Annotated in this window: 16 protein-coding genes; 11 read left to right on the forward strand and 5 right to left on the reverse strand. The window is 64.3% G+C overall.

What is annotated here, in order from left to right; genetic code table 11:
• Positions 1 to 60: 60 nt before the first annotated feature.
• The 8 genes from QO058_RS11145 to QO058_RS11180 all read left to right on the forward strand — a co-directional run bounded on the left by QO058_RS11145 (position 61) and on the right by QO058_RS11180 (position 8,777).
• Positions 61 to 810, forward strand: coding sequence for an FkbM family methyltransferase (locus QO058_RS11145; protein ID WP_284172076.1), 750 nt, complete (start codon positions 61 to 63; stop codon positions 808 to 810).
• A 156-nt stretch (positions 811 to 966) separates the two neighbouring features.
• Positions 967 to 2,307, forward strand: a complete 1,341-nt coding sequence (locus QO058_RS11150; protein ID WP_284172077.1) for a nucleotide sugar dehydrogenase — start codon at positions 967 to 969, stop codon at positions 2,305 to 2,307.
• A gap of 61 nt (positions 2,308 to 2,368) precedes the next feature.
• Positions 2,369 to 3,307, forward strand: coding sequence for a Gfo/Idh/MocA family oxidoreductase (locus tag QO058_RS11155; RefSeq protein WP_284172078.1), 939 nt, complete (start codon positions 2,369 to 2,371; stop codon positions 3,305 to 3,307).
• 6 nt (positions 3,308 to 3,313) lie between these two features.
• Positions 3,314 to 3,913 carry an acyltransferase gene (locus QO058_RS11160; RefSeq protein WP_432212037.1) on the forward strand — a complete coding sequence of 200 codons (600 nt, stop codon included), beginning with the start codon at positions 3,314 to 3,316 and terminating at the stop codon, positions 3,911 to 3,913.
• Positions 3,913 to 5,070, forward strand: coding sequence for a DegT/DnrJ/EryC1/StrS family aminotransferase (locus tag QO058_RS11165; protein WP_284172079.1), 1,158 nt, complete (start codon positions 3,913 to 3,915; stop codon positions 5,068 to 5,070). Before QO058_RS11160 ends, QO058_RS11165 begins: the two co-directional genes overlap by 1 nt.
• Positions 5,067 to 6,167 carry a glycosyltransferase family 4 protein gene (locus QO058_RS11170; protein WP_284172080.1) on the forward strand — a complete coding sequence of 367 codons (1,101 nt, stop codon included), beginning with the start codon at positions 5,067 to 5,069 and terminating at the stop codon, positions 6,165 to 6,167. Before QO058_RS11165 ends, QO058_RS11170 begins: the two co-directional genes overlap by 4 nt.
• Positions 6,168 to 6,301: 134 nt before the next feature.
• Complete coding sequence (locus QO058_RS11175; RefSeq protein ID WP_284172081.1) at positions 6,302 to 7,513, forward strand: glycosyltransferase; 1,212 nt, start codon at positions 6,302 to 6,304, stop codon at positions 7,511 to 7,513.
• Positions 7,503 to 8,777: a glycosyltransferase gene (locus tag QO058_RS11180; protein WP_284172082.1), complete on the forward strand. Its 1,275-nt coding sequence runs from the start codon at positions 7,503 to 7,505 to the stop codon at positions 8,775 to 8,777. Before QO058_RS11175 ends, QO058_RS11180 begins: the two co-directional genes overlap by 11 nt.
• A 22-nt stretch (positions 8,778 to 8,799) precedes the next feature.
• Here QO058_RS11180 and QO058_RS11185 read toward each other — a convergent pair whose 3' ends face one another.
• Positions 8,800 to 9,756 (reverse strand): glycosyltransferase family 2 protein, encoded by a 957-nt coding sequence (locus tag QO058_RS11185; protein WP_284172083.1) that lies wholly within the window; start codon positions 9,754 to 9,756, stop codon positions 8,800 to 8,802.
• Positions 9,757 to 10,068: 312 nt separating this feature from the next.
• Here QO058_RS11185 and QO058_RS11190 point away from each other — a divergent pair, with 312 nt between their 5' ends.
• Genes QO058_RS11190 through QO058_RS11200 form a run of 3 tightly spaced genes read left to right on the forward strand, consistent with a single transcriptional unit; the run spans position 10,069 to position 12,983 of the window.
• Positions 10,069 to 10,878: an ABC transporter permease gene (locus QO058_RS11190; RefSeq protein ID WP_284172084.1), complete on the forward strand. Its 810-nt coding sequence runs from the start codon at positions 10,069 to 10,071 to the stop codon at positions 10,876 to 10,878.
• A gap of 18 nt (positions 10,879 to 10,896) precedes the next feature.
• Positions 10,897 to 12,180 (forward strand): ABC transporter ATP-binding protein, encoded by a 1,284-nt coding sequence (locus QO058_RS11195; protein WP_284172085.1) that lies wholly within the window; start codon positions 10,897 to 10,899, stop codon positions 12,178 to 12,180.
• Between the two features lie 23 nt (positions 12,181 to 12,203).
• Positions 12,204 to 12,983, forward strand: coding sequence for a hypothetical protein (locus QO058_RS11200; protein ID WP_284172086.1), 780 nt, complete (start codon positions 12,204 to 12,206; stop codon positions 12,981 to 12,983).
• Between the two features lie 15 nt (positions 12,984 to 12,998).
• On the opposite strand, the gene QO058_RS11205 is transcribed toward QO058_RS11200, so the two are convergent.
• From QO058_RS11205 to QO058_RS11220, 4 genes are read right to left on the reverse strand one after another with little or no spacing between them, the layout of a single operon-like run.
• The gene (locus QO058_RS11205) at positions 12,999 to 13,982 is read right to left on the reverse strand and encodes a GNAT family N-acetyltransferase (protein ID WP_284172087.1); all 984 of its coding nucleotides are present in this window, start codon (positions 13,980 to 13,982) and stop codon (positions 12,999 to 13,001) included.
• The gene (locus QO058_RS11210) at positions 13,979 to 15,952 is read right to left on the reverse strand and encodes a hypothetical protein (RefSeq protein ID WP_284172088.1); all 1,974 of its coding nucleotides are present in this window, start codon (positions 15,950 to 15,952) and stop codon (positions 13,979 to 13,981) included. Before QO058_RS11210 ends, QO058_RS11205 begins: the two co-directional genes overlap by 4 nt.
• Positions 15,949 to 16,989: a lysylphosphatidylglycerol synthase transmembrane domain-containing protein gene (locus tag QO058_RS11215; RefSeq protein WP_284172089.1), complete on the reverse strand. Its 1,041-nt coding sequence runs from the start codon at positions 16,987 to 16,989 to the stop codon at positions 15,949 to 15,951. The genes QO058_RS11210 and QO058_RS11215 overlap by 4 nt, the downstream gene beginning before the upstream one ends.
• Entirely contained in the window at positions 16,986 to 17,882 is an 897-nt protein-coding gene (locus tag QO058_RS11220; RefSeq protein ID WP_284172090.1) for a class I SAM-dependent methyltransferase, read from the reverse strand. The genes QO058_RS11215 and QO058_RS11220 overlap by 4 nt, the downstream gene beginning before the upstream one ends.
• Positions 17,883 to 18,017: the final 135 nt, after the last annotated feature.

Genomic DNA, 18,017 nt, shown 5'->3' on the forward strand with positions numbered 1-18,017 from the left:
ACTGGCGCTTCCGGCGAGGCCCGACTAGCCTTGTTCCGGGCAGCGGGCGCAAGGGCGGCGATGACGAAATCTGAGTTGGACGAGCGCCGTTTCGATCCTGCGGTCGCCTATGAGATGCCGACCAACTCGCAGATCGAGCAGGAGCGCTGGGTCTTCGCCATGTGCAATGGCCGTCGCGATGGCCGCTTCGCCGAGATCGGCGCCTTCGACGGCGTCCTGCACAGCAACAGCTACTTCCTCGAAACGGCGCATGGCTGGCAGGGCGTCTGTGTCGAGCCCAATCCCGGCCTCTTCGCCAAACTGAGCGTCAGCCGCACAGCGATCTGCCTGGAACGGGCCGTCTACCGTGAGTCGGGGCAGGTCCTGTCCTTTATTCCCTCGCAGGAAATCGGCACCCTGGCCGAATTCGCCGGCAGCGATCGCTATGCCGAGGATCGCGCCCATTCGGCCGCGACGCATGGACTGATCCAGGTCGAGACCATCAGCTTCGCCGAGATCGCGACGATGGGCGATTTCGCCGAGACCGGCTTCGACTATGTCTCGCTCGACACGGAAGGCTCTGAGCTCGATATCCTGCGCACCATCGATCTTGCGCGTCATCGCATCGCGCTCCTCACCATCGAGCACAACTTCGTCGAGCCGCGGCGCGAAGAGATGCGGCGTCTGCTCGCCGAGGCCGGCTATGAACGGCTCAATGTCGGCTTCGACGACTGGTATTGGCACTCTGCGACCCTCGCCGCGCGCAACCGCGGGTTGGTCGTCGACCACATCGCCATCAACCGGCATTTCAAGAGCATTTTCAAAGACTAGACGCCGGCTGGCATCTCAGCCCGGTAGCCGTGGTAACCACGCCGGTCAGCAGGGCGCATGCCCAAGCGGATGTTGACGTAGTTTAGCAAGTCTGGAAGAAGCACGCCCGAAGCAACGAGGCCACTGGGCCTGCCTGCCGACATTCCGGGGTGCTCTGTGACTTCGCCAACCGCGCAGCGATTTATTGAACGCGTCAACGACCGCTCGGTCGTGATCGGCATCGTCGGCCTCGGCTATGTCGGCATCCCGCTGGCGCTCGCGGCCCTGCGCCAGGGCATCAAGGTCGTCGGCTTCGACATCGACCAGAGGCGCGTCGACGATCTCAACGCCGGTCGCAGCGCGATCAAGCACATCCCGATGGACCTGATCATCGAAGGCGCCAAGGCCGGCAATTTCGTCGCGACCACCGATTTCGATCGCATGGCCGAGCCCGACGCGTTGCTCATCGCCGTGCCGACACCGCTGACCAAGTACCGAGAGCCCGACCTCTCCTATGTCGTCAAGACGACCGAGGCGATCGCCAAGCGTCTGCGCAAGGATCAGCTCGTCGTGCTGGAATCGACGACCTATCCCGGCACGACCGACGAAGTCATGCGTCCGATCCTGGAAAAGGCGACCGGGCTGAAAAGCGGCGAGGAATTCTTCCTCGCCTTCTCGCCGGAGCGCGAGGACCCGGGCAATCCCGATTTCGGGACCTCGACGATTCCCAAGGTCGTCGGCGGTGACGGGGCTGATGCGCTCGCCATGTCGATGGCACTCTACGGCGCTCTCGTCGTCAAGGCGGTGCCGGTCTCATCGACCGCGACCGCGGAGGCGGTGAAGCTGACCGAGAACATCTTCCGCGCCGTCAATATCGCCCTCGTCAACGAGCTCAAGACCGTCTACGCGGCGATGGGCATCGACGTTTGGGAGGTGATCGAGGCCGCCAAGACCAAGCCCTTCGGTTTCATGCCCTTCTATCCGGGCCCCGGCCTCGGCGGTCACTGCATCCCGATCGACCCGTTCTACCTGACCTGGAAGGCGCGCGAATACGATGTCGCGACGCGCTTCATCGAGCTCGCCGGCGAGATCAACACCCGGATGCCCTATCAGGTGGTCGACCAGCTCGCCGCTTTGCTCGATTCGAAGGGGCACAAGAACCTCAGTGACGCAAAGATCCTGATCCTCGGCATCGCCTATAAGAAAAACATCGACGACATGCGCGAGAGCCCCTCGCTCAAGCTGATCGAGCTGATCGAGAAACGCGGCGCCCATGTCGAGTTCCACGACCCCTTCATCCCGGTGGTCCCGCCGACGCGCGAGCATGCCGAGCTGACCGGCCGCAAGAGCGCCCCGGTCGACAAGGCCTCGCTCGCCGGTTTCGACGCCGTGCTGATCGCGACCGACCATGACGACGTCGATTACAAGGCGATCGTCGCCGGCTCGAAGCTTGTGGTCGATACCCGCAATGCCTGCGCCCGCGCCGGCATCAAGGCGGACAACGTCTTCAAGGCCTGATAGAACGGCGCCGGCGAGGCCTGCCTGGCCGGCACGACGCACGAGATCGAGACGGACAATCATGACGAGCTTCGCGCTGATCGGCGCCGCCGGTTACATCGCCCCCCGCCACATGCAGGCTATCAAGGCCGTCGGCGGCGACCTCAAGGTTGCCTACGACCCCAACGATTCCGTCGGCGTCATCGACAGCCATTTCCCGCAGGCGCATTTCTTCACCGAATTCGAGCGCTTCGACCGGCATGTCGACAAGCTGCACCGGCGCGGCGAGGACATCGACTATGTCAGCGTCTGCTCGCCGAACTACCTGCACGATGCGCATATCCGCTTCGGCCTGCGCGCCGGCTGCGACGTGATCTGCGAGAAGCCGCTCGTTCTCAACCCCTGGAACATCGACGGCCTGGCTGAGATCGAGCAGCACACCGGCCGCAAGATCAACACGATCCTGCAGCTTCGCCTCCATCCGGCGATCCAGGCACTCAAAGAGCGCATCGCCCAGTCGAACGAGCGCCACGCGGTCGACCTGACCTACATCACCTCGCGCGGCCGCTGGTATTTCGCCTCCTGGAAGGGTGACGACAGCAAGTCGGGCGGCGTCGCAACCAATATCGGCGTGCATTTCTTCGACATGCTGGCCTACGTCTTCGGCCCACTGAAGTCGCAGACTGCCAGCCTGCGTGAGCCCGAGCGCGCCGGCGGCCTGCTCTCATACGAGAAGGCCGATGTGCGCTGGTTCCTCTCGGTCGACGCCAACGACCTGCCCGAGAACGTCAAGGGCAAGAAGACCACCTACCGCTCGATCACCCTCGACGGCGAGGAGGTCGAGTTCTCCGACGGCTTCACCGACCTGCACACCCGCAGCTACCAGGAGATCCTGGCCGGCAAGGGCTACGGGCTCGAGGATGTCCGCTTCTGCGTCGAGGTCGTCTCCGAGTTCCGCAATGCCTCGATCGTCGCCAATGGCGAGCGCCACCCCTTCGTCGACAAGTATCTGAAGGGCTGAGCGTCGATGGCCGCGTCGGAAATGCGTGACGATCCGCGCTTTCCCGGCGTGAAGATTCACGAAAGCGCCTATGTCGACGACGGCGTGACCATCGGCGCCGGCTCGAAGGTCTGGCATTTCGTCCACGTCCTCGGCGAGACCGCGATCGGCAAGGACTGCGTCCTCGGCCAGAACGTCATGGTCGGCCCGCGCGTCAGCATGGGCGATGGCTGCAAGGTCCAGAACAATGTCGCGCTCTATGACGGCGTCGTGCTCGAGGACGGCGTCTTCTGCGGCCCGTCCTGCGTCTTCACCAACGTCAACAACCCGCGCGCCTTTCTGAACCGCAAGTCGGAATTCCGCCGCACCCTGGTCAGGACGGGCGCGAGCATCGGCGCCAACGCCACCATCGTCTGCGGCCACACGCTCGGCGCCTATTGCTTCATCGCCGCTGGCGCGGTGGTGGCCAAGGACGTGCCGGATTTCGCCCTGATGGCCGGGGTTCCGGCGCGCCGCATCGGCTGGATGAGCCATGACGGCGCCAAACTCGGCCCCGACCTCATCTGCCCCGAAACCGGCCGGCGCTATCGCGAGACCGGGCCCGACACCCTCGAGGAGATCGTCTGATGAGCGAGCGTCCCGCGATCGAGTTCATCGACCTCAAGGCCCAGCGCCAGCGCATCGGCAAGGCGATGGACGACGCCATCCTCAAGGTCGTCCATGACGGCAACTACATCCTCGGCGAGCAGGTCGGCGAGTTCGAGACCCAGCTCGCAGCCTTCTGCGGCGCCAAGCACGCGATCGGTGTCGCCAACGGCACCGACGCGCTGATCCTGGTGTTGGAGGCGCTCGGCATCGGCCCCGGCGATGCGGTGCTCTGCCCGAGCTTCACCTTCGCAGCGACCGCCGAAGTAGTCGCCTGGATGGGTGCGACCCCGATCTTCGCCGAAATCGACGAGCCGACCTACAACATCGACCCGAAGGGCCTTGCCGCCGCGCTCGATACCGCCAGGAAGCATGAGCTCAAGCCGCGCGCCCTGATCACGGTCGATCTCTTCGGCCAAGCCTGTGACTACGAGCCGATCGAGGCCTTCTGCAAGCAGAACGGGCTCGTGCTGATCTCGGATTCGGCGCAGGGCTATGGCGCCCGCTACAAGGGCCGCATCGCCGGCGCAATCGGCGACTTCGCCACCACGAGCTTCTTCCCGGCCAAGCCGCTCGGCTGCTACGGCGATGGCGGCGCGATCCTGACCGACAGCGACGAGCACGCCGACCTGCTGCGCTCGCTGCGCTTCCACGGCAAGGGCTCGTACAAATACGACAATGTCCGCGTCGGCGTGAATTCGCGACTCGACACCATCCAGGCAGCCGTGCTGATCGAGAAGCTCAAGGTCTATGCCGAGGAGCTCGAGCAGCGGCAGGGCGTCGCCGCGCGCTACACCGCGGCGCTAAAGGACCTCGTCACCACGCCCTACGTCATGCCCGACAGCGTTTCGACCTGGGCCCAGTACACCATCCGCGTCGATGCCGGCCGCCGCGACGCCTTCCAGGCCGCTCTGAAGGCCAAGGGCGTGCCGACCACGGTCTACTACCCCAAGCCCCTGCACCAGCAGACCGCCTACAAGCACTTCCCCGTCGCCGGCAACGGCCTGCCCATCTCCGAGCGCGTCGCGCAGGAGGTCGTCGCGCTGCCGATGCACCCCTATCTCGACGAGGCGACGCAGGACTACATCATCGAACAGGTCCGCGAGGCTCTGGCTGCACCGACGGCCGCGGTGGCATGAACCGACCGCTCCGGCTGGCCTATCTCTCGCTCGAGACGCCGCGACCGGGGCAGGCTTCGCAGACCCATATCGACGAGATCATCGCCAACCTGAGGCTGTCCGGCTGGCAGGTGGAGCTCTTCGCCACCACGCGTGGCGGGGCGAGTGCGCGTACTTCCTTCCTGCAGCGCCTGCTCGACTACGGCCGGGTCCAGCTTGCCCTGGCACGCCGCCTGCGCGAGTTCGACGCGGTCTTCGTTCGCTCACATTTCATGGCGCTGCCGCTTGCGCTCTGGGCCCGCCGGCGCAAGGTGCCCGTCATCCACGAGATCAACGGCAAGCCCGCCGATATCGGCGTGACCTATCCGGCCCTGAAGCCGTTCTCGCCGCTCTTCGCCTGGCTCTACCGGACGCAGTATCGCATGGCGGCGCATCTGGTCGCGGTGACCGAAGGCTTGGCGCAGTGGGCCCGCTCCTTCGCCGGGCATGACCGGGTCAGCACCGTCTCCAATGGCGCCAATACCGATCTGTTCACGCCGGAGGGCCCCCGCGCCGACATCGCCGGCCGCTACGTGATCTTCGTCGGTGGCCTCGTCGCCTGGCACGGGATCGGCACCATGCTCGCAGCCTTGCGGGAGCCGGCCTGGCCGGCGGATGTCAGGCTCGTCATCGTCGGCGACGGCATTGAGCGCGACAGGGTCGAGGCCGCGAAGGGTAATCCCCGCCTGCTCTGGCTTGGCCGGCAGCCCTATGAGGCGGTCCCTGCCCTGCTGCGCGGGGCGCTCGCCGCTCTTTGCGTGATCGAGGACCAGGACGGCCGCTCAGCCGCTGGCGTCGCGCCGCTCAAATTGTTCGAGGCAATGGCCTGCGGCATCCCGGTCATCGTAAGCGACTTGCCGTTCCAGGCCGAGATCGTCAGACAGGCTGAAGCAGGCCTCGTCGTGCCCGCCGCCTCAGCTGCAAGGATTGCGGAAACGATAAGAATGCTTGCCGAGGCTCCGGAAAGGGCTGCCATGCTGGGAAGGAATGGAGGCACTTACGTTCTGCGCGAAGCGAGTTGGCGCCGGCGAGGCGACCAGATCGACCACATCCTGCGTGCGACAATGCTGGCCAGCTGAATCGGCCGCAGCCTTGCTGCGCCCAGGATGCCTGTCCCTCGAAACATCATTTAAGATAGTCCAAGCCCTGGCTATTAAAGTATTCTGGCATTTGGCGAATTGGATATGAAAGCGATTCTGAAATTTCTGGGGCCGTGCTCTCTGTGAATAGTCGTGCCAAGCGGACGCTGCGGATCGCAGTTCTGTCCTACACCACGATTGCGCGCGACTACCGGGTTCTGCGCACGCTGGAGACCCTTGCTGCGCTCGGCCATGAGGTAATCGCCGTCGGCTTCGGCGAGGCCCCCGACTTGCCGGTCAGGATGATTCGGCTGCCTGATCCTCCGGGGCGTGCGGGCCAACGTCTCGGGATAATGGCGACCCAGTTTCCCGCCAACCTGATCCCGGCTTCCGCTCCGCTCCTGCATATGCTTTTACCGCCGCACCGGGCCGCTCGCGAGGCACTACTTGCGCTGCGCCCCGACATCGTCCACGCCAATGACTGGCAGGCCTTGGTCGCAGCCGATGCTGCAAGACAGGCAGTCGGCTCCCGGATCGTTTACGACAGTCACGAACTCGCTGGCGAAGAACACGCCGACAACTGGGTCTGGCGGCTCGTGGCGCAACGACACACCAGTGCCATCGAAGCCCGCTTCATTCGCCGGGCAGATGCGGTCGTTACGGTCAGCGACGGCATCGCCGACACCCTGCAAGCTCTCTATGCCTTGCCCAGCCGTCCTCTGGTAATCCGCAACGCGCCGGCCTATCGCACCGTCGCACCAGCGCCGTTCACTCAGCCCCTGCGCCTGCTTTTCCACGGCATCCTGAAAAGTGGGCGCGGCATCGAAGCCGTGATCGGGGCGATGCCGCTATTGCCGGAGTACCGGCTCACCCTTCGCGGTGATGGTGCGCCGCACTATCTCGCCAAGTTGCAGGCGCTGGCCGCCAAACTGGGAGTCGCTTCGCGTATCACCTTCGAACCCGCCGTGCCGCATGAGGAAGTCGTCGAGGCGGCGGCGAGTTCGCATATCGGCATTTTCTGCGCATCGCGCGACACCCGGCACAACCGTTTTGCGATGCCCAACAAGATCTACGAATATCTGATGGCGGGGCTGGCGGTGCTGGTCACGGCCGAGACGGACCTCGCAGACTTGGTGGAGACATATGGCTGCGGCTTGACTGCGACCGACTCGACGCCGGACGCCATCGCCGCCGCCCTGCGGGCATTACCCATTCCCGAGCTGAACCAGATGCGCCGAAACGCCCTGGCCTCCGCACGGGCATTATCCTGGGACGAGGAACGTCAGCGGCTCATCAGCCTCTACGAGACACTTTCCGCGGCCGGGCAGGCGCAGCATGCTGGCTAGCCTCGTCGGCGACGGCGCCTCCGTCCGGAAATCTCCGTCGATCGGCCTGCTGGTCCTCGGTTCGGCCGCAGATGACCCGCGAGTACGCCGCCAGGGAGACGCCTTCGCCGCGGCCGGTTGGCGGGTCGAGGCCTTCGCTCTGCCCGGCGCGCGCGCGCAGGCTCCGGCATGGCCTGTCACCACACTGTCTGACGCCGAAGCCGCCGGCGGCCCCGGCGGAATGCGCGAGACCACGAGCGTCCGCATACGCCGCCGCCTAGCGAAGATACTCGGGCTTGCTGGTCTGCAGCTCGGCGCGTTGGCCTGGCCGCGGATCTACTGGCGCCTCGATTCCCGCTTCCGGGCCCTGCTCGCGCTCGCATCGCCCAGGCGTCGGGACATTTGGCTCGCCAATGATTGGCAGATGCTGCCGATCGCCTTGGAACTCGCGCGGCGCCAAGGCTCGATTGTCGTCTACGACACCCATGAACTGGCCAGCAACGAATATAGTGACAATCCTCGTTGGCGCCTGCTCCACCGCCCGCTGGTGATGGCTGTGGAGGGCGCCTGCATCGGCGATGCCGCTCTGGTGACCTGTGTCTCGGCCGGTATCGCCGCCGAGTTGCAGCGCGAATACACTCTGGCCACCACACCGACCGTGATCCGCAATATTCCAGCCATGACCCGGGTGGGATCTCGTCCGACCGGCCGGCCGGTTCGGGTCCTATACCATGGCGTGGTCTCGCCCGGTCGCGGGCTTGAAGCCTGTATCCGCTCGGTGCCGCAATGGCGCGATGGCTACACGCTGACCATCCGCGGCCCGGCACAGCCGGATTATCGCGAGGTGCTGGAACGGGAAATTCTCGCAGCCGGCGTTGCCGATCGTGTCACACTCGCTGAGCCCGTCCCCGTTACCGAGCTCGTCCGAGAGGCCGCAGCTTTCGACATAGGCCTGTTCTGCCTGCCGGGCTCTTCGCTGCAGAACCGGCTCGCTCTACCGAACAAGCTGTTCGAATACACGATGGCCGGCTTGGCGCTCTGTGTCTCGGCTCTTCCTGAGATGGCGACAATGGTACGCGAGCACGAGCTCGGCGTGCTGATTGAAGGCGATACGCCAGAGGCCGTCGCGGCCGCAATCAATTCGCTCGATGCGACCGCCCTCGATCGTTACCGGACCAACTCCCTGAAAGCAGGAAAAAGCCTGAATTGGGAGAGCGAAGGTAGCCGACTGGTCGACGCCTGCACGGCCCTGCTGCATGGGATCGTGCCCAGCGCTGATCCCTGACCGCCTCGGCCTCCCAAGCCTGCTAACCGCGCAGCGACTTGTTCGCTTCCATATCCATCCACATACCGAAGAAGAAGCTCTGCATACTGGTGGTAAAGGCAAACATGAAGGCGATGGCGCTGAGCGCCGGCGCGCTACCCTCGTCTGCCCACAGCCAGATGATGCGGCCGAACAAGATGATGCTGATAGCAGCGAGCAGCAGCCCGATGAGGTAGAACAGAACCAACGGATGGAAATCCATCACGATGTATTTCAGGAACATGCGCTCACGGAAGCGCCGTAGGAGTAGACTGCTGATCGTGAAGATGACACGGCGGATCTTGATGCCGCTGACCTCGCCGACCTGGTAGAGCGGTTTTACCGGCACGTCCCGCACCGACATGTTGTTGATATTGAGCGACACCAACAGGTCATTCGGCTGGCCGTAGCGCTTGTACATCTTCTGCCAGTCGATGGCCCTGAGCGCGCTCTTGCTGATCGCGGTGTAGCCGCACTGCGTGTCGGAGACGTGCCAGTAGCCCGACCCAACTTTGGTCAGGAAGGACAGGCAGGCATTGCCGAAGAAGCGAACTTTTGGGATGAGCGCGACGCCGCCCGGGAAGAGGAAGCGGTTGCCCTTGGCATAGTCTACATCGTCGACAACGACGGGCGCGAGCAGGCGCGGCAAGTCGGCTGGATCCATCTGGCCGTCGCCGGCCATGACGACTGCACAATCGGCATTGTTGTCGCGCGCCCATTCATAGCCGGACGCGATCGCGCCACCGACGCCCTGGTTCTCCGCATGCTGGATCAGGACGACGCGCGGATGATCCGCTTGAGCGGCTCTGACCCGCTCGGCCGTCGCGTCGCTGCTCTTGTCGTCGACAATGACGATGTGATCGACGTAGTCCGGCATCGTCTCAATGACATGGACGATGTTGCGCTCTTCGTTGTGCGCAGGCACCACGGCGACCACGACGGCGCGGCGGATCTTCTCCATGTCTTCGGCTGAAACGTCTTGCATTGGAACGACCCGGGCTGACACGACGGCGCGGCAAAAAGAACCGCCCAAAAGACGAGGTCTCCTGGGCGTCGCCGCCCCTCTACACGATCAATGCAGCCTCGAGCAAGCGCGTCACTTTTGTTACACGACAATTGCGACCAGTTTTGCCGGCGTCATCAACTCATCATTGACAGGAGAAGAACGGTCTGATGTGCAATGCCGCGCCGCCGGAGAGCTTCGAGCGGCACCATTTGACGGCAGCGCAAGCGAGGATCTGTGACAGCCAATCGGCCGCTATCCGACGACGCCGTGGACATCACCTCTGCCACCGACACCGCCTTCGGATCCTTCCGGACGCTCTGGAACTGGCGTTTTCTGGCCTGGGCGCTGACAGTCCGGGATATAAAACTGCGCTACAAGCAGACCGTGCTGAGCTTTGGCATCATCATCTTGCGGCCACTGCTCTCGGCCGTGATCATGGCCTTCGTGCTCGGTAGCGTCGCCAATTTGTCGACCGGCGACATTCCGATCTTCGTTTTCGGTTTCGTCGGCAGCATCATCTGGTTCTATTTCAGCTACGCCTTGAGCAATTCGGCGATGTCGCTGCTCAAGGAGAGCGATACGATCAGCAAGGTCCATGTTCCACATTTCATCCCAGTGCTGGCCGGTACACTCTCGACCTATGTTGATTTCCTCGTCAGCTTCGTGGTGCTGGTGGCCTATTTGCTGGTCAGCGGCTTCGTGCCGGGCTGGACCATCATCCTCGCGCCTGTCATCGCGCTGGGGACACCGCTGACCGTGCTCGCCTACTCCCTGTTCCTAGCGCCGCTGACCGGCCTGTTCCGGGATTTTCGCGAGCTCACCAACCTGATCCTGCAGTTCTTGCTCTTCCTCACCCCAGTCTATTATCCCTTCGATAAAGTCCCGGCCCTGTTCCAGCCGGTGCTGGCGCTCAACCCGGCGCTCTGGGTCATCGAACTGTTCCGCGCCAGCGTGCTCGGCCAGATGACTTGCGACCCATTCTGGATCTGGGTGTCGCTCGGCTCGACTTTGGTCTGCTGCTTGATCGGCATTCGCTTCTTCCGCGCGCTCGATCGCGTGCTGATCGATTTTCTCTGACGTGGAAAGGATAGTGGCATGACCAGACCGATCCTCGCCATCGAGGGCCTCTCCAAACGCCATTATCACGGTGCCCAGACCGGTTATATCGCGCTGCGCGCCCTGGTGGAGGCAGGCCGCTCGGAGGCGCAGGCAGAGAAACCCTCCTTCTTCTCGCGCTTTGGCGAACCCTTCTGGGCGCTGCGTGACATCTCCTTCGAGGTCGGCCCCGGCGAGCGCCTCGCCGTGATCGGCGGCAACGGCGCCGGCAAGTCGACGCTGCTCAAGATCCTCGCCCGCGTCGTTCGTCCGACCAAGGGGCGCGCCTGGTATCGCGGGCGCATGGCGGCGCTGCTCGAGGTCGGCACCGGCTTCAACACCGACCTGACCGGACGCGAGAACGCCACGGTCAATGCGGCGGTAATGGGCATGGACAGTCGCTTCATCAAGCGCAACCTCGACGAGATCGTCGCCTTCGCAGAGCTCGAGGATGCGATCGACACGCCGCTGAAATTCTACTCGACCGGTATGCGCGCCCGCCTCGCCTTCTCCATCGCCGCCTTCATGGAGCCAGATATTCTGATCGCGGACGAAGTGCTGGCGGTCGGCGACGCCAAGTTCCAGCGCGCCTGCCTGCAGAAGATGAGCAGCCTCGGCGAGCAGGGCAGTACCGTGATCTTCGTCTCGCATTCAATGCCGCAAGTGCTGCGCCTGTGCACGCGCGGCATCTGGCTCGATCAGGGCAAGGTGGCGATGGATGGCGCGGTCGCCGATGTCGCCGCCGCCTATGGCGCCAAGCAGATGAACATGACCGGCGAGGACTACGAGAATTACCGGCCGAAGGGCGCCAGCGACCCGGTGCGGCTGATCAGCCTGCGCGCGCTCAAAGCGGATGGTGAGGCGACGACGCAGTTCGACGTGCGCGATCCGATCACCTTCGAGCTTAGCTACGAGGTGGTGGCTGACGGGCTGCAGGTCGCGCCGGAGATCAGCCTGATCGACGCCAACCATCAGGAGATCCTGGTCACCGGTGTGCGCCAATCGGGACAGGCGGCCGCCGCTTCGAGGCCCGGCACCTATGTCGGGCGCGTCACCGTGCCCGCCGATCTGCTCAATGAGGGCGTCCATCATCTCACAGTGCGCGTGCTCTCCTTCGAGCGGCATGAGCGGCTGGCCGAGAGCCGCGAGGCGCTGACGCTCTTCATCGGCGACCAGGCTGCAGGCGACAGCGCGCGCGGCGACTATCTCGGACCGATCAGCGGCATGGTCCGGCCGAAGCTCGACTGGACGATCCGCCCCGGCCAACAGGCCACTGAGGGCTGACGCCTCCGCCGGGAAGGAACGACATGGACTTCACCCAAGCCAAATATGTCTCGATCGTCGAAGCCGCCCTCGCGGCGGACTACCATGTCTGCGGCATCCGCGACTGGTACGACGACCCGGCCAAGCAGGGCCGCGTCCTGATCGTACGCCACGATGTCGACCGGCAGCCCTGGAACGCGCTCGAAATGGCGCGGAACGAGCACGCGCGCGGCGTCCGTACCTCCTACTATTTCCGCGCTCTGCCCTGTTCCTTGGTGCCGGAGGTCGTCACTGGCATCCGAGATCTCGGCCATGAGATTGGCTACCACTATGAAGACTGGTCGCTCGCCCGCTTCGACAAGGCGCGTGCCATCGAGATGTTCGACGCCAATCTCAAGCGGCTGCGCGAGCTCGCACCGGTCTCCTCGATCGCGATGCATGGCAGCCCGCTCTCGCGCGAGAGTAATCTGACGATCTGGAAGCATCGCGATTTCCGCGACTGGGGCGTGATCGACGCAATTGAGTCGCTCGACTTCAAAGGCTTCGCCTCGTTCACCGATGCTGGACGCACCTTCGGCCAGACCGGCGCCAATCTGCGCGACTATCTGCGGGGCGAGGACCGGATTGACGACGTCCATTCCTCCGACGATCTCGCCGCCTTCCTGCGCGCCCGCCGCTATGAGCGCGTCCATATTGGTGTCCATCCGGAGCGCTGGAACGACGCTGCCCTACCCTGGGCCCGGCAATGGGCCTTCGACTTCGCTGCCAACAGCGTCAAGCGCGGATTGAAGCTGATGCGCAAGGCCCAGGCCGGGCCGGGTTGAAGTGTCAGTCGCGGTTCAACGCGAATAGCCGCCGAAGCGGCGCACCGCCTGGATCGCGGTGCGCTTGCAGAAATTGACGAAGCTCGGCTGATAGATGCGCGAATAGGGGCGCAGTTCGGCGGCGAAGCTACGGTAGAAATTCTCGATCGGCTTGATCATCGACCCTTCGAAGTCGAAGTCGAGTTCGCGGGCATGCGCATCCTGCACCAGCGCGGTCAGAAGCGCCGCATTGGTCCCGGTCTGTGCATCCGGCAGCGAGCCGTTGAAGACGAAATAGGCGCTGCTCCAGTCCTCGAACACGACTGCAGCGGATGTGCCGCCGCGCCCCTCTTCGTCCGCCAGCCAGAGCCGCGCCATACCGGCCGCACTGAGCCCACGGACCAACCTCCCGAAGCGCTCCGGCGAGATAAGCGGCTTGGCACCGCGGCTGGTGAACGGCATCACGCAAAGCTTGTAGACAGCATCGACATCGGCGGCCGAACCGATATCGCCCTGCCTGATCTGCACGCCGCCCTTCTGGCCTCGCCGCGCCGCATTGCGCAGTCGGGAATCGGCAGCGTTCCACCAGCTGTCCTTCGCCGATGTCGGCAGGACATAGGTATAGGCCGTCTGCTGGTGCAGCCCCATCCAGTGGAACGGCATCCAGTTCGGAAGCGAGGGATGACAGACATAGTCAAAAGATGCCGTCTTGCCGATCAGCCCGGCGAAGGCGTCCGCCACAGCATAATAATGGCTGGGCTTGCGCAGCACCGTCTCGTCCACGACGAGGCCGAGATATTTGCAATAGAGCGGATTGGTCCTGAGCCCGCCGACGCCGTGCGTCAGTGGTAGCCCGGCCTCGATCCGACCATCCTTGCGCAGCACCCATAGATCATAGCGCGCGCCGAGTGCGTCCAGGCAGATCGTCGACGTGAACACGGTTCCGGCCGGGCAACGGCGCAGGAACTCGTTCCACTCCGCCTTCGCCTCAGGCGTGTCGGGCAAGCATTCGATGCTCATGATCTGGCGTTGGCTCTCGCCTGGAAGGGAAGTATCTCGCCTGCGGCCTTAGCAGGTCGACGTGTAAAAATCTGCCATCCGCCATCCCGACGCAGATCGAAGACGCCTTCGTCCTTGAGTTGCGTCAGCGCCTTGTAGAAGGCCGTTTCGGGCCACCATCCGGGGATCGCCTCCTCCAGCGAAACCAGCCCGACCTTGTCGCCCTCTAGCACTTTGCGCGCCTCCTCCACGGTCGTCGGCAGGAAATAGCGGCGGCCAGCAGGGGAATAGAGGAATACCGGCCAGATACCGCATTGATACGACACGGTGCTGCGATCCGAGAGCCAGACCGAACCGACAGGCAAGGCGCGCGCCGCCTCGCAGATCGGCTCGAATTTAGCGCGATAGGCGGTCGGCACATCCCAGGTCGGGTAGATCCGCCAGCGATGCAGCTCGGCCCGCGCAAACAGGGCAGTTGCGACAGCGCCAACAACGAGGAAGATGCTGGCCGCCCACGCGCCGAAGCGCTGCTCAACCTCCGCGAGGATGCCCTGCACGGAAAGCGCCATGATCACCGGTGACAAGATGAAGACCGTATAGGCATAGCGATAGTTCGAGACCATCGCCTCCTTCATGTCGATCGGGAACAGGCGCTTCAGCTCGATCAGCGGGATCGCCAGCAGAAACAGAAAGGCGGCGGCCAGGACGACTGGCACGGTGCGGCGTTCACGCGGACCGAGCCATGCGATCGCTAGCAGCACCACGGTCCCGGCCAGCGCGGCGAGGCCAATCATCATGCCTTGCTGCTCGAGCATCTTCTGCAAGGCACCGAGTGGGCTGAGGTCGCGGGCGCTCCAGTTGCCATAGCGCAGGAACGCCTCGGCCAGAGCCGTGCCGGGATAGTGGAAGTAGTTCATGCCGTTGCCGAGCACGTTGCCGATCCGGCGCAGGTTGTCGACATAGTGCAGCACCGGCAGCGCCAGCCCGACGAGTCCCGCCAGAGCGATCAGCAGGACCTGCACGACCGGTACGCGCCGCAGCAGCGTCGCGACGACGAAGATCGGCGCGACGACGGCGAGGAAATAGAGGTTGATCGTATGGCTGGCGGCAAGCCAGCCCGCAGTCGTCGCAACGGCCGGAAGCAACGACGGCGGCAAGCCGCGGCGGTCGACGAACACGATCAGCAGCGTGAGCAGGCCCAGCCACGGGATCAATCGGAACGGATCCCGCGAGCTGTTGAAGCTCGTATACTCGAACGCCTGGAAAGCGCAGAAGATCATCAGCGCGAAGGCGCCGGCCGCGATCGCATGCCGCCGGCCCGCAGCCAGCAGCATCGTCATCCCGACAACCGCCATGGCCAGGCACAACACCGTGAACTGGAAGGCCAGCCGTACCGGCATGTCGTCGCCAAGCGCAGCCCCTGCGGGTTGCGGACCGGGCGAGAACAGCAGTGAATGGCCGAGATAGACCGCGAACAGCGCAGTATGCGGATGGGTTGGCGGAGCGCCGCTCGCCGGGTCGCCCAGCCCATGCGCCAAGGCGGCGAGGCTGCCCTGGGCAGCGAACATCCGCGCCTCGGCAAGATAGGTCAGCGCATCGTTGGCGATGATCGGAAACAGGTTGCTGACAAGGATGGCAAGAAGCTTGGCAAGGACCGCAAGCGTGCCACCGCAAAGAACGAGCAATGCGACAAGGGTGGGTCGGCGCCAGCTCCGCGGCGCTGCTTCCCTGGCGATACGAGGCTGCAGGCACAAGGCGACCAGCGCGGGAACGAGCGCGCCCGCGACCGGAAGCCAGCGTATCGCCGCGATCTGGCCAGGAAGGACTACGGCAACTGCCATGGCGAGCGTTGCCAGCAGCAGCGGCGCATGCGCGGCGGCGAGCAGGCCGGCGCCGATACGCCGCGCCGGATCATCGCCGCATCGGCCGGCGATCGCGAGGCCGAGGGCCAGTGCCGAGGCCAGCAGGAACAGACCGTAGATCGCAGTCATCGCGTCTCGGCCGGGTTGCCGATCTTGCGCTTGAGCCCGGGCACGAGAAGCCCTGACACCACCGCCAGGCAGGCGATCTCGATTACGCGGCAGGCCAGGCCGATCATGATGATGCGCGAGACGTCGAGGCCGAATGCCAGCGCGAAGAAGGCCTGCACGCCTTCAGCGACGCCGAAACCGCCAGGCGTGAGACGGAAGAAGACGGCGCAATCCTTGACCATGGTGATGATCGCAGCCTGCCCGAGTGTGATCGGCAGGTCGAACATCTGCGCCACGACCCAGAAGAACAGGATGTCCGTCGAAGCGCGGCCGATCTCAATCAACTGCCAGCGACCGAGTAGGCGCGGCGACGAGATCAGAACCCGCCAGCCCGCCAGCGCCTTCTCGACGAAGCTGCCGATGAAAGGCAGGCGCCCGAACGGGAAGGGCAGCACCAGCAGCAGGATTACTCCAACGCCGCCGAAGCCGAACAGCGAGACGACCACAGTATAGGGCTTCGAAGCAACCGGCCCGAGCCACAGCGCGATGAGGCCAACGACGACGCCGACGACGCCGATAGAGAACATCGCGGCGGCGATCGCGATCGGGATGAAGCGCTTGTAGCTGATCCCCTGAAGCCGCTGCAGATAGAGGCTACGCAGGGGCAGTGCCATATTGCCCGGCAAGAAATAATTGCCGAGCAGGCCCGATGCCGTCAGCGCGACCGAATCCTTCAAGGGCATGTGCCCGCCGAGCGCGACCGCCAGGATGTCGAACCACAAACCACGAAAGACCAGCAACATCAGGTAGAGCAGCGCGGCGAGCATCCACAGCCAGAGCGGCTTGTTGAGGATGATCTCGATCGTATTCCAGTTGTCGCGCCCGAAGCGGACGACCGCGATGACGATGACGGCGATCAGGAGGTAATAGGCAAGCGTTACTGCGCGCCGCTTCCAGGGTCGGGTGGGCTTGACGGCCGCCTGTTCCGGCTTGAGTTCGGGAGCGTCGAGCTGCGTCACGGCGGCACCACGAACCGCATCGGCCTGTGTGCCCTTCATGTCAGAAGAGCGTCGAACCGATATGAATGGAGTGGGTGATTCTTGGGCTGGTCGAGAAGCTGGCACTCGAACCCGACGGAACCGGCCGCAGCCGCGAAATCGCGTCGCGCCCACCACCAGCCTAGATCGTCCGTTTTCTTCCGCTTCAGGACGGCGGCGACATTTCGTGCGAGATAGCTCAAGCGAGCCCTGATGGAGGGGAATCGTTCATTCGAACTCGCGCCGCCCTCAGCCTTGCTGGGCAACAGCAGCCGAGCGGCCGCGCGTACACGGTGACCGAGACGCCGCGATTTGTCTGGGATGTCGCAGATCGCGACGGTACCGCCCGGCAGCAGAGCTTCCCGAAGACCGGAAAGCACCTTCCGCCCGGCCGCATCGTCGAAATACTGGAAGGCCGAGCAAAGCAGAATCTTGTTGAACTTCTGGCCGCCAAGAGCCTCGCTGATCTTGGTAGCATCGGCCTGAGCGTACACAAGGTTAGGAGCAGCCGAAATCTCACGCGCCTGCTTCAACAGGACCTGCGAGTAATCCAGCCCGGTGACTGCCTTGGCCTTCGGGGCGATCCGCGCGGTGATCAGACCGTTACCGCAGCAAACGTCCAGCACTGTATCGTCCGGCCGGATGTCCAGAAGCTGAATGATATAGCCGGCGATCCAATCAAGATCATGCGAGCCCTTGCGCCCGACCATTTCCAGCGGAGCGTCGCTGTTGGGCCGCACCCATTTCCCGATATAGGCATCTTCTTCCATGAGAGGGTTTTCCACTGCTGGTCCGGAAGCTGGGGCTGAGGGCTCGCTCAGGCGCGCCTGCCTTAGTTCACTGCGCCGCAACTTGGCAAGCCCGGCGATCGGAGCTAAGCCGGCCGACACGCAACCCGGCAGCTTCTTCATCATGTTGACCTTGCGACACCCTCACTCCCGAGCTGCGGCCGATCTGCTGCCGTGCCGTCCGCACTCGGCATCATTCGCACCCCGGGCCGTGACCGGACCTGACCCGGATGCCGACATGACGCCACGGCTAGCGCGGTT

This window comes from Bosea vestrisii (assembly GCF_030144325.1).
Classification (GTDB): domain Bacteria; phylum Pseudomonadota; class Alphaproteobacteria; order Rhizobiales; family Beijerinckiaceae; genus Allobosea; species Allobosea vestrisii_A.

Excerpts from the sequence above, each read along its gene's own strand:
- QO058_RS11145 (WP_284172076.1), top strand. The coding sequence starts at position 61 with ATGACGAAATCTGAGTTGGACGAGCGCCGTTTCGATCCTGCGGTCGCC.
- QO058_RS11155 (WP_284172078.1), top strand. The coding sequence starts at position 2,369 with ATGACGAGCTTCGCGCTGATCGGCGCCGCCGGTTACATCGCCCCCCGC.
- QO058_RS11160 (WP_432212037.1), top strand. The coding sequence starts at position 3,314 with ATGGCCGCGTCGGAAATGCGTGACGATCCGCGCTTTCCCGGCGTGAAG.
- QO058_RS11165 (WP_284172079.1), top strand. The coding sequence starts at position 3,913 with ATGAGCGAGCGTCCCGCGATCGAGTTCATCGACCTCAAGGCCCAGCGC.
- QO058_RS11170 (WP_284172080.1), top strand. The coding sequence starts at position 5,067 with ATGAACCGACCGCTCCGGCTGGCCTATCTCTCGCTCGAGACGCCGCGA.
- QO058_RS11180 (WP_284172082.1), top strand. The coding sequence starts at position 7,503 with ATGCTGGCTAGCCTCGTCGGCGACGGCGCCTCCGTCCGGAAATCTCCG.
- QO058_RS11185 (WP_284172083.1), bottom strand. The coding sequence starts at position 9,756 with ATGGAGAAGATCCGCCGCGCCGTCGTGGTCGCCGTGGTGCCTGCGCAC.
- QO058_RS11195 (WP_284172085.1), top strand. The coding sequence starts at position 10,897 with ATGACCAGACCGATCCTCGCCATCGAGGGCCTCTCCAAACGCCATTAT.
- QO058_RS11200 (WP_284172086.1), top strand. The coding sequence starts at position 12,204 with ATGGACTTCACCCAAGCCAAATATGTCTCGATCGTCGAAGCCGCCCTC.
- QO058_RS11205 (WP_284172087.1), bottom strand. The coding sequence starts at position 13,982 with ATGAGCATCGAATGCTTGCCCGACACGCCTGAGGCGAAGGCGGAGTGG.
- QO058_RS11210 (WP_284172088.1), bottom strand. The coding sequence starts at position 15,952 with ATGACTGCGATCTACGGTCTGTTCCTGCTGGCCTCGGCACTGGCCCTC.
- QO058_RS11215 (WP_284172089.1), bottom strand. The coding sequence starts at position 16,989 with ATGAAGGGCACACAGGCCGATGCGGTTCGTGGTGCCGCCGTGACGCAG.
- QO058_RS11220 (WP_284172090.1), bottom strand. The coding sequence starts at position 17,882 with ATGATGAAGAAGCTGCCGGGTTGCGTGTCGGCCGGCTTAGCTCCGATC.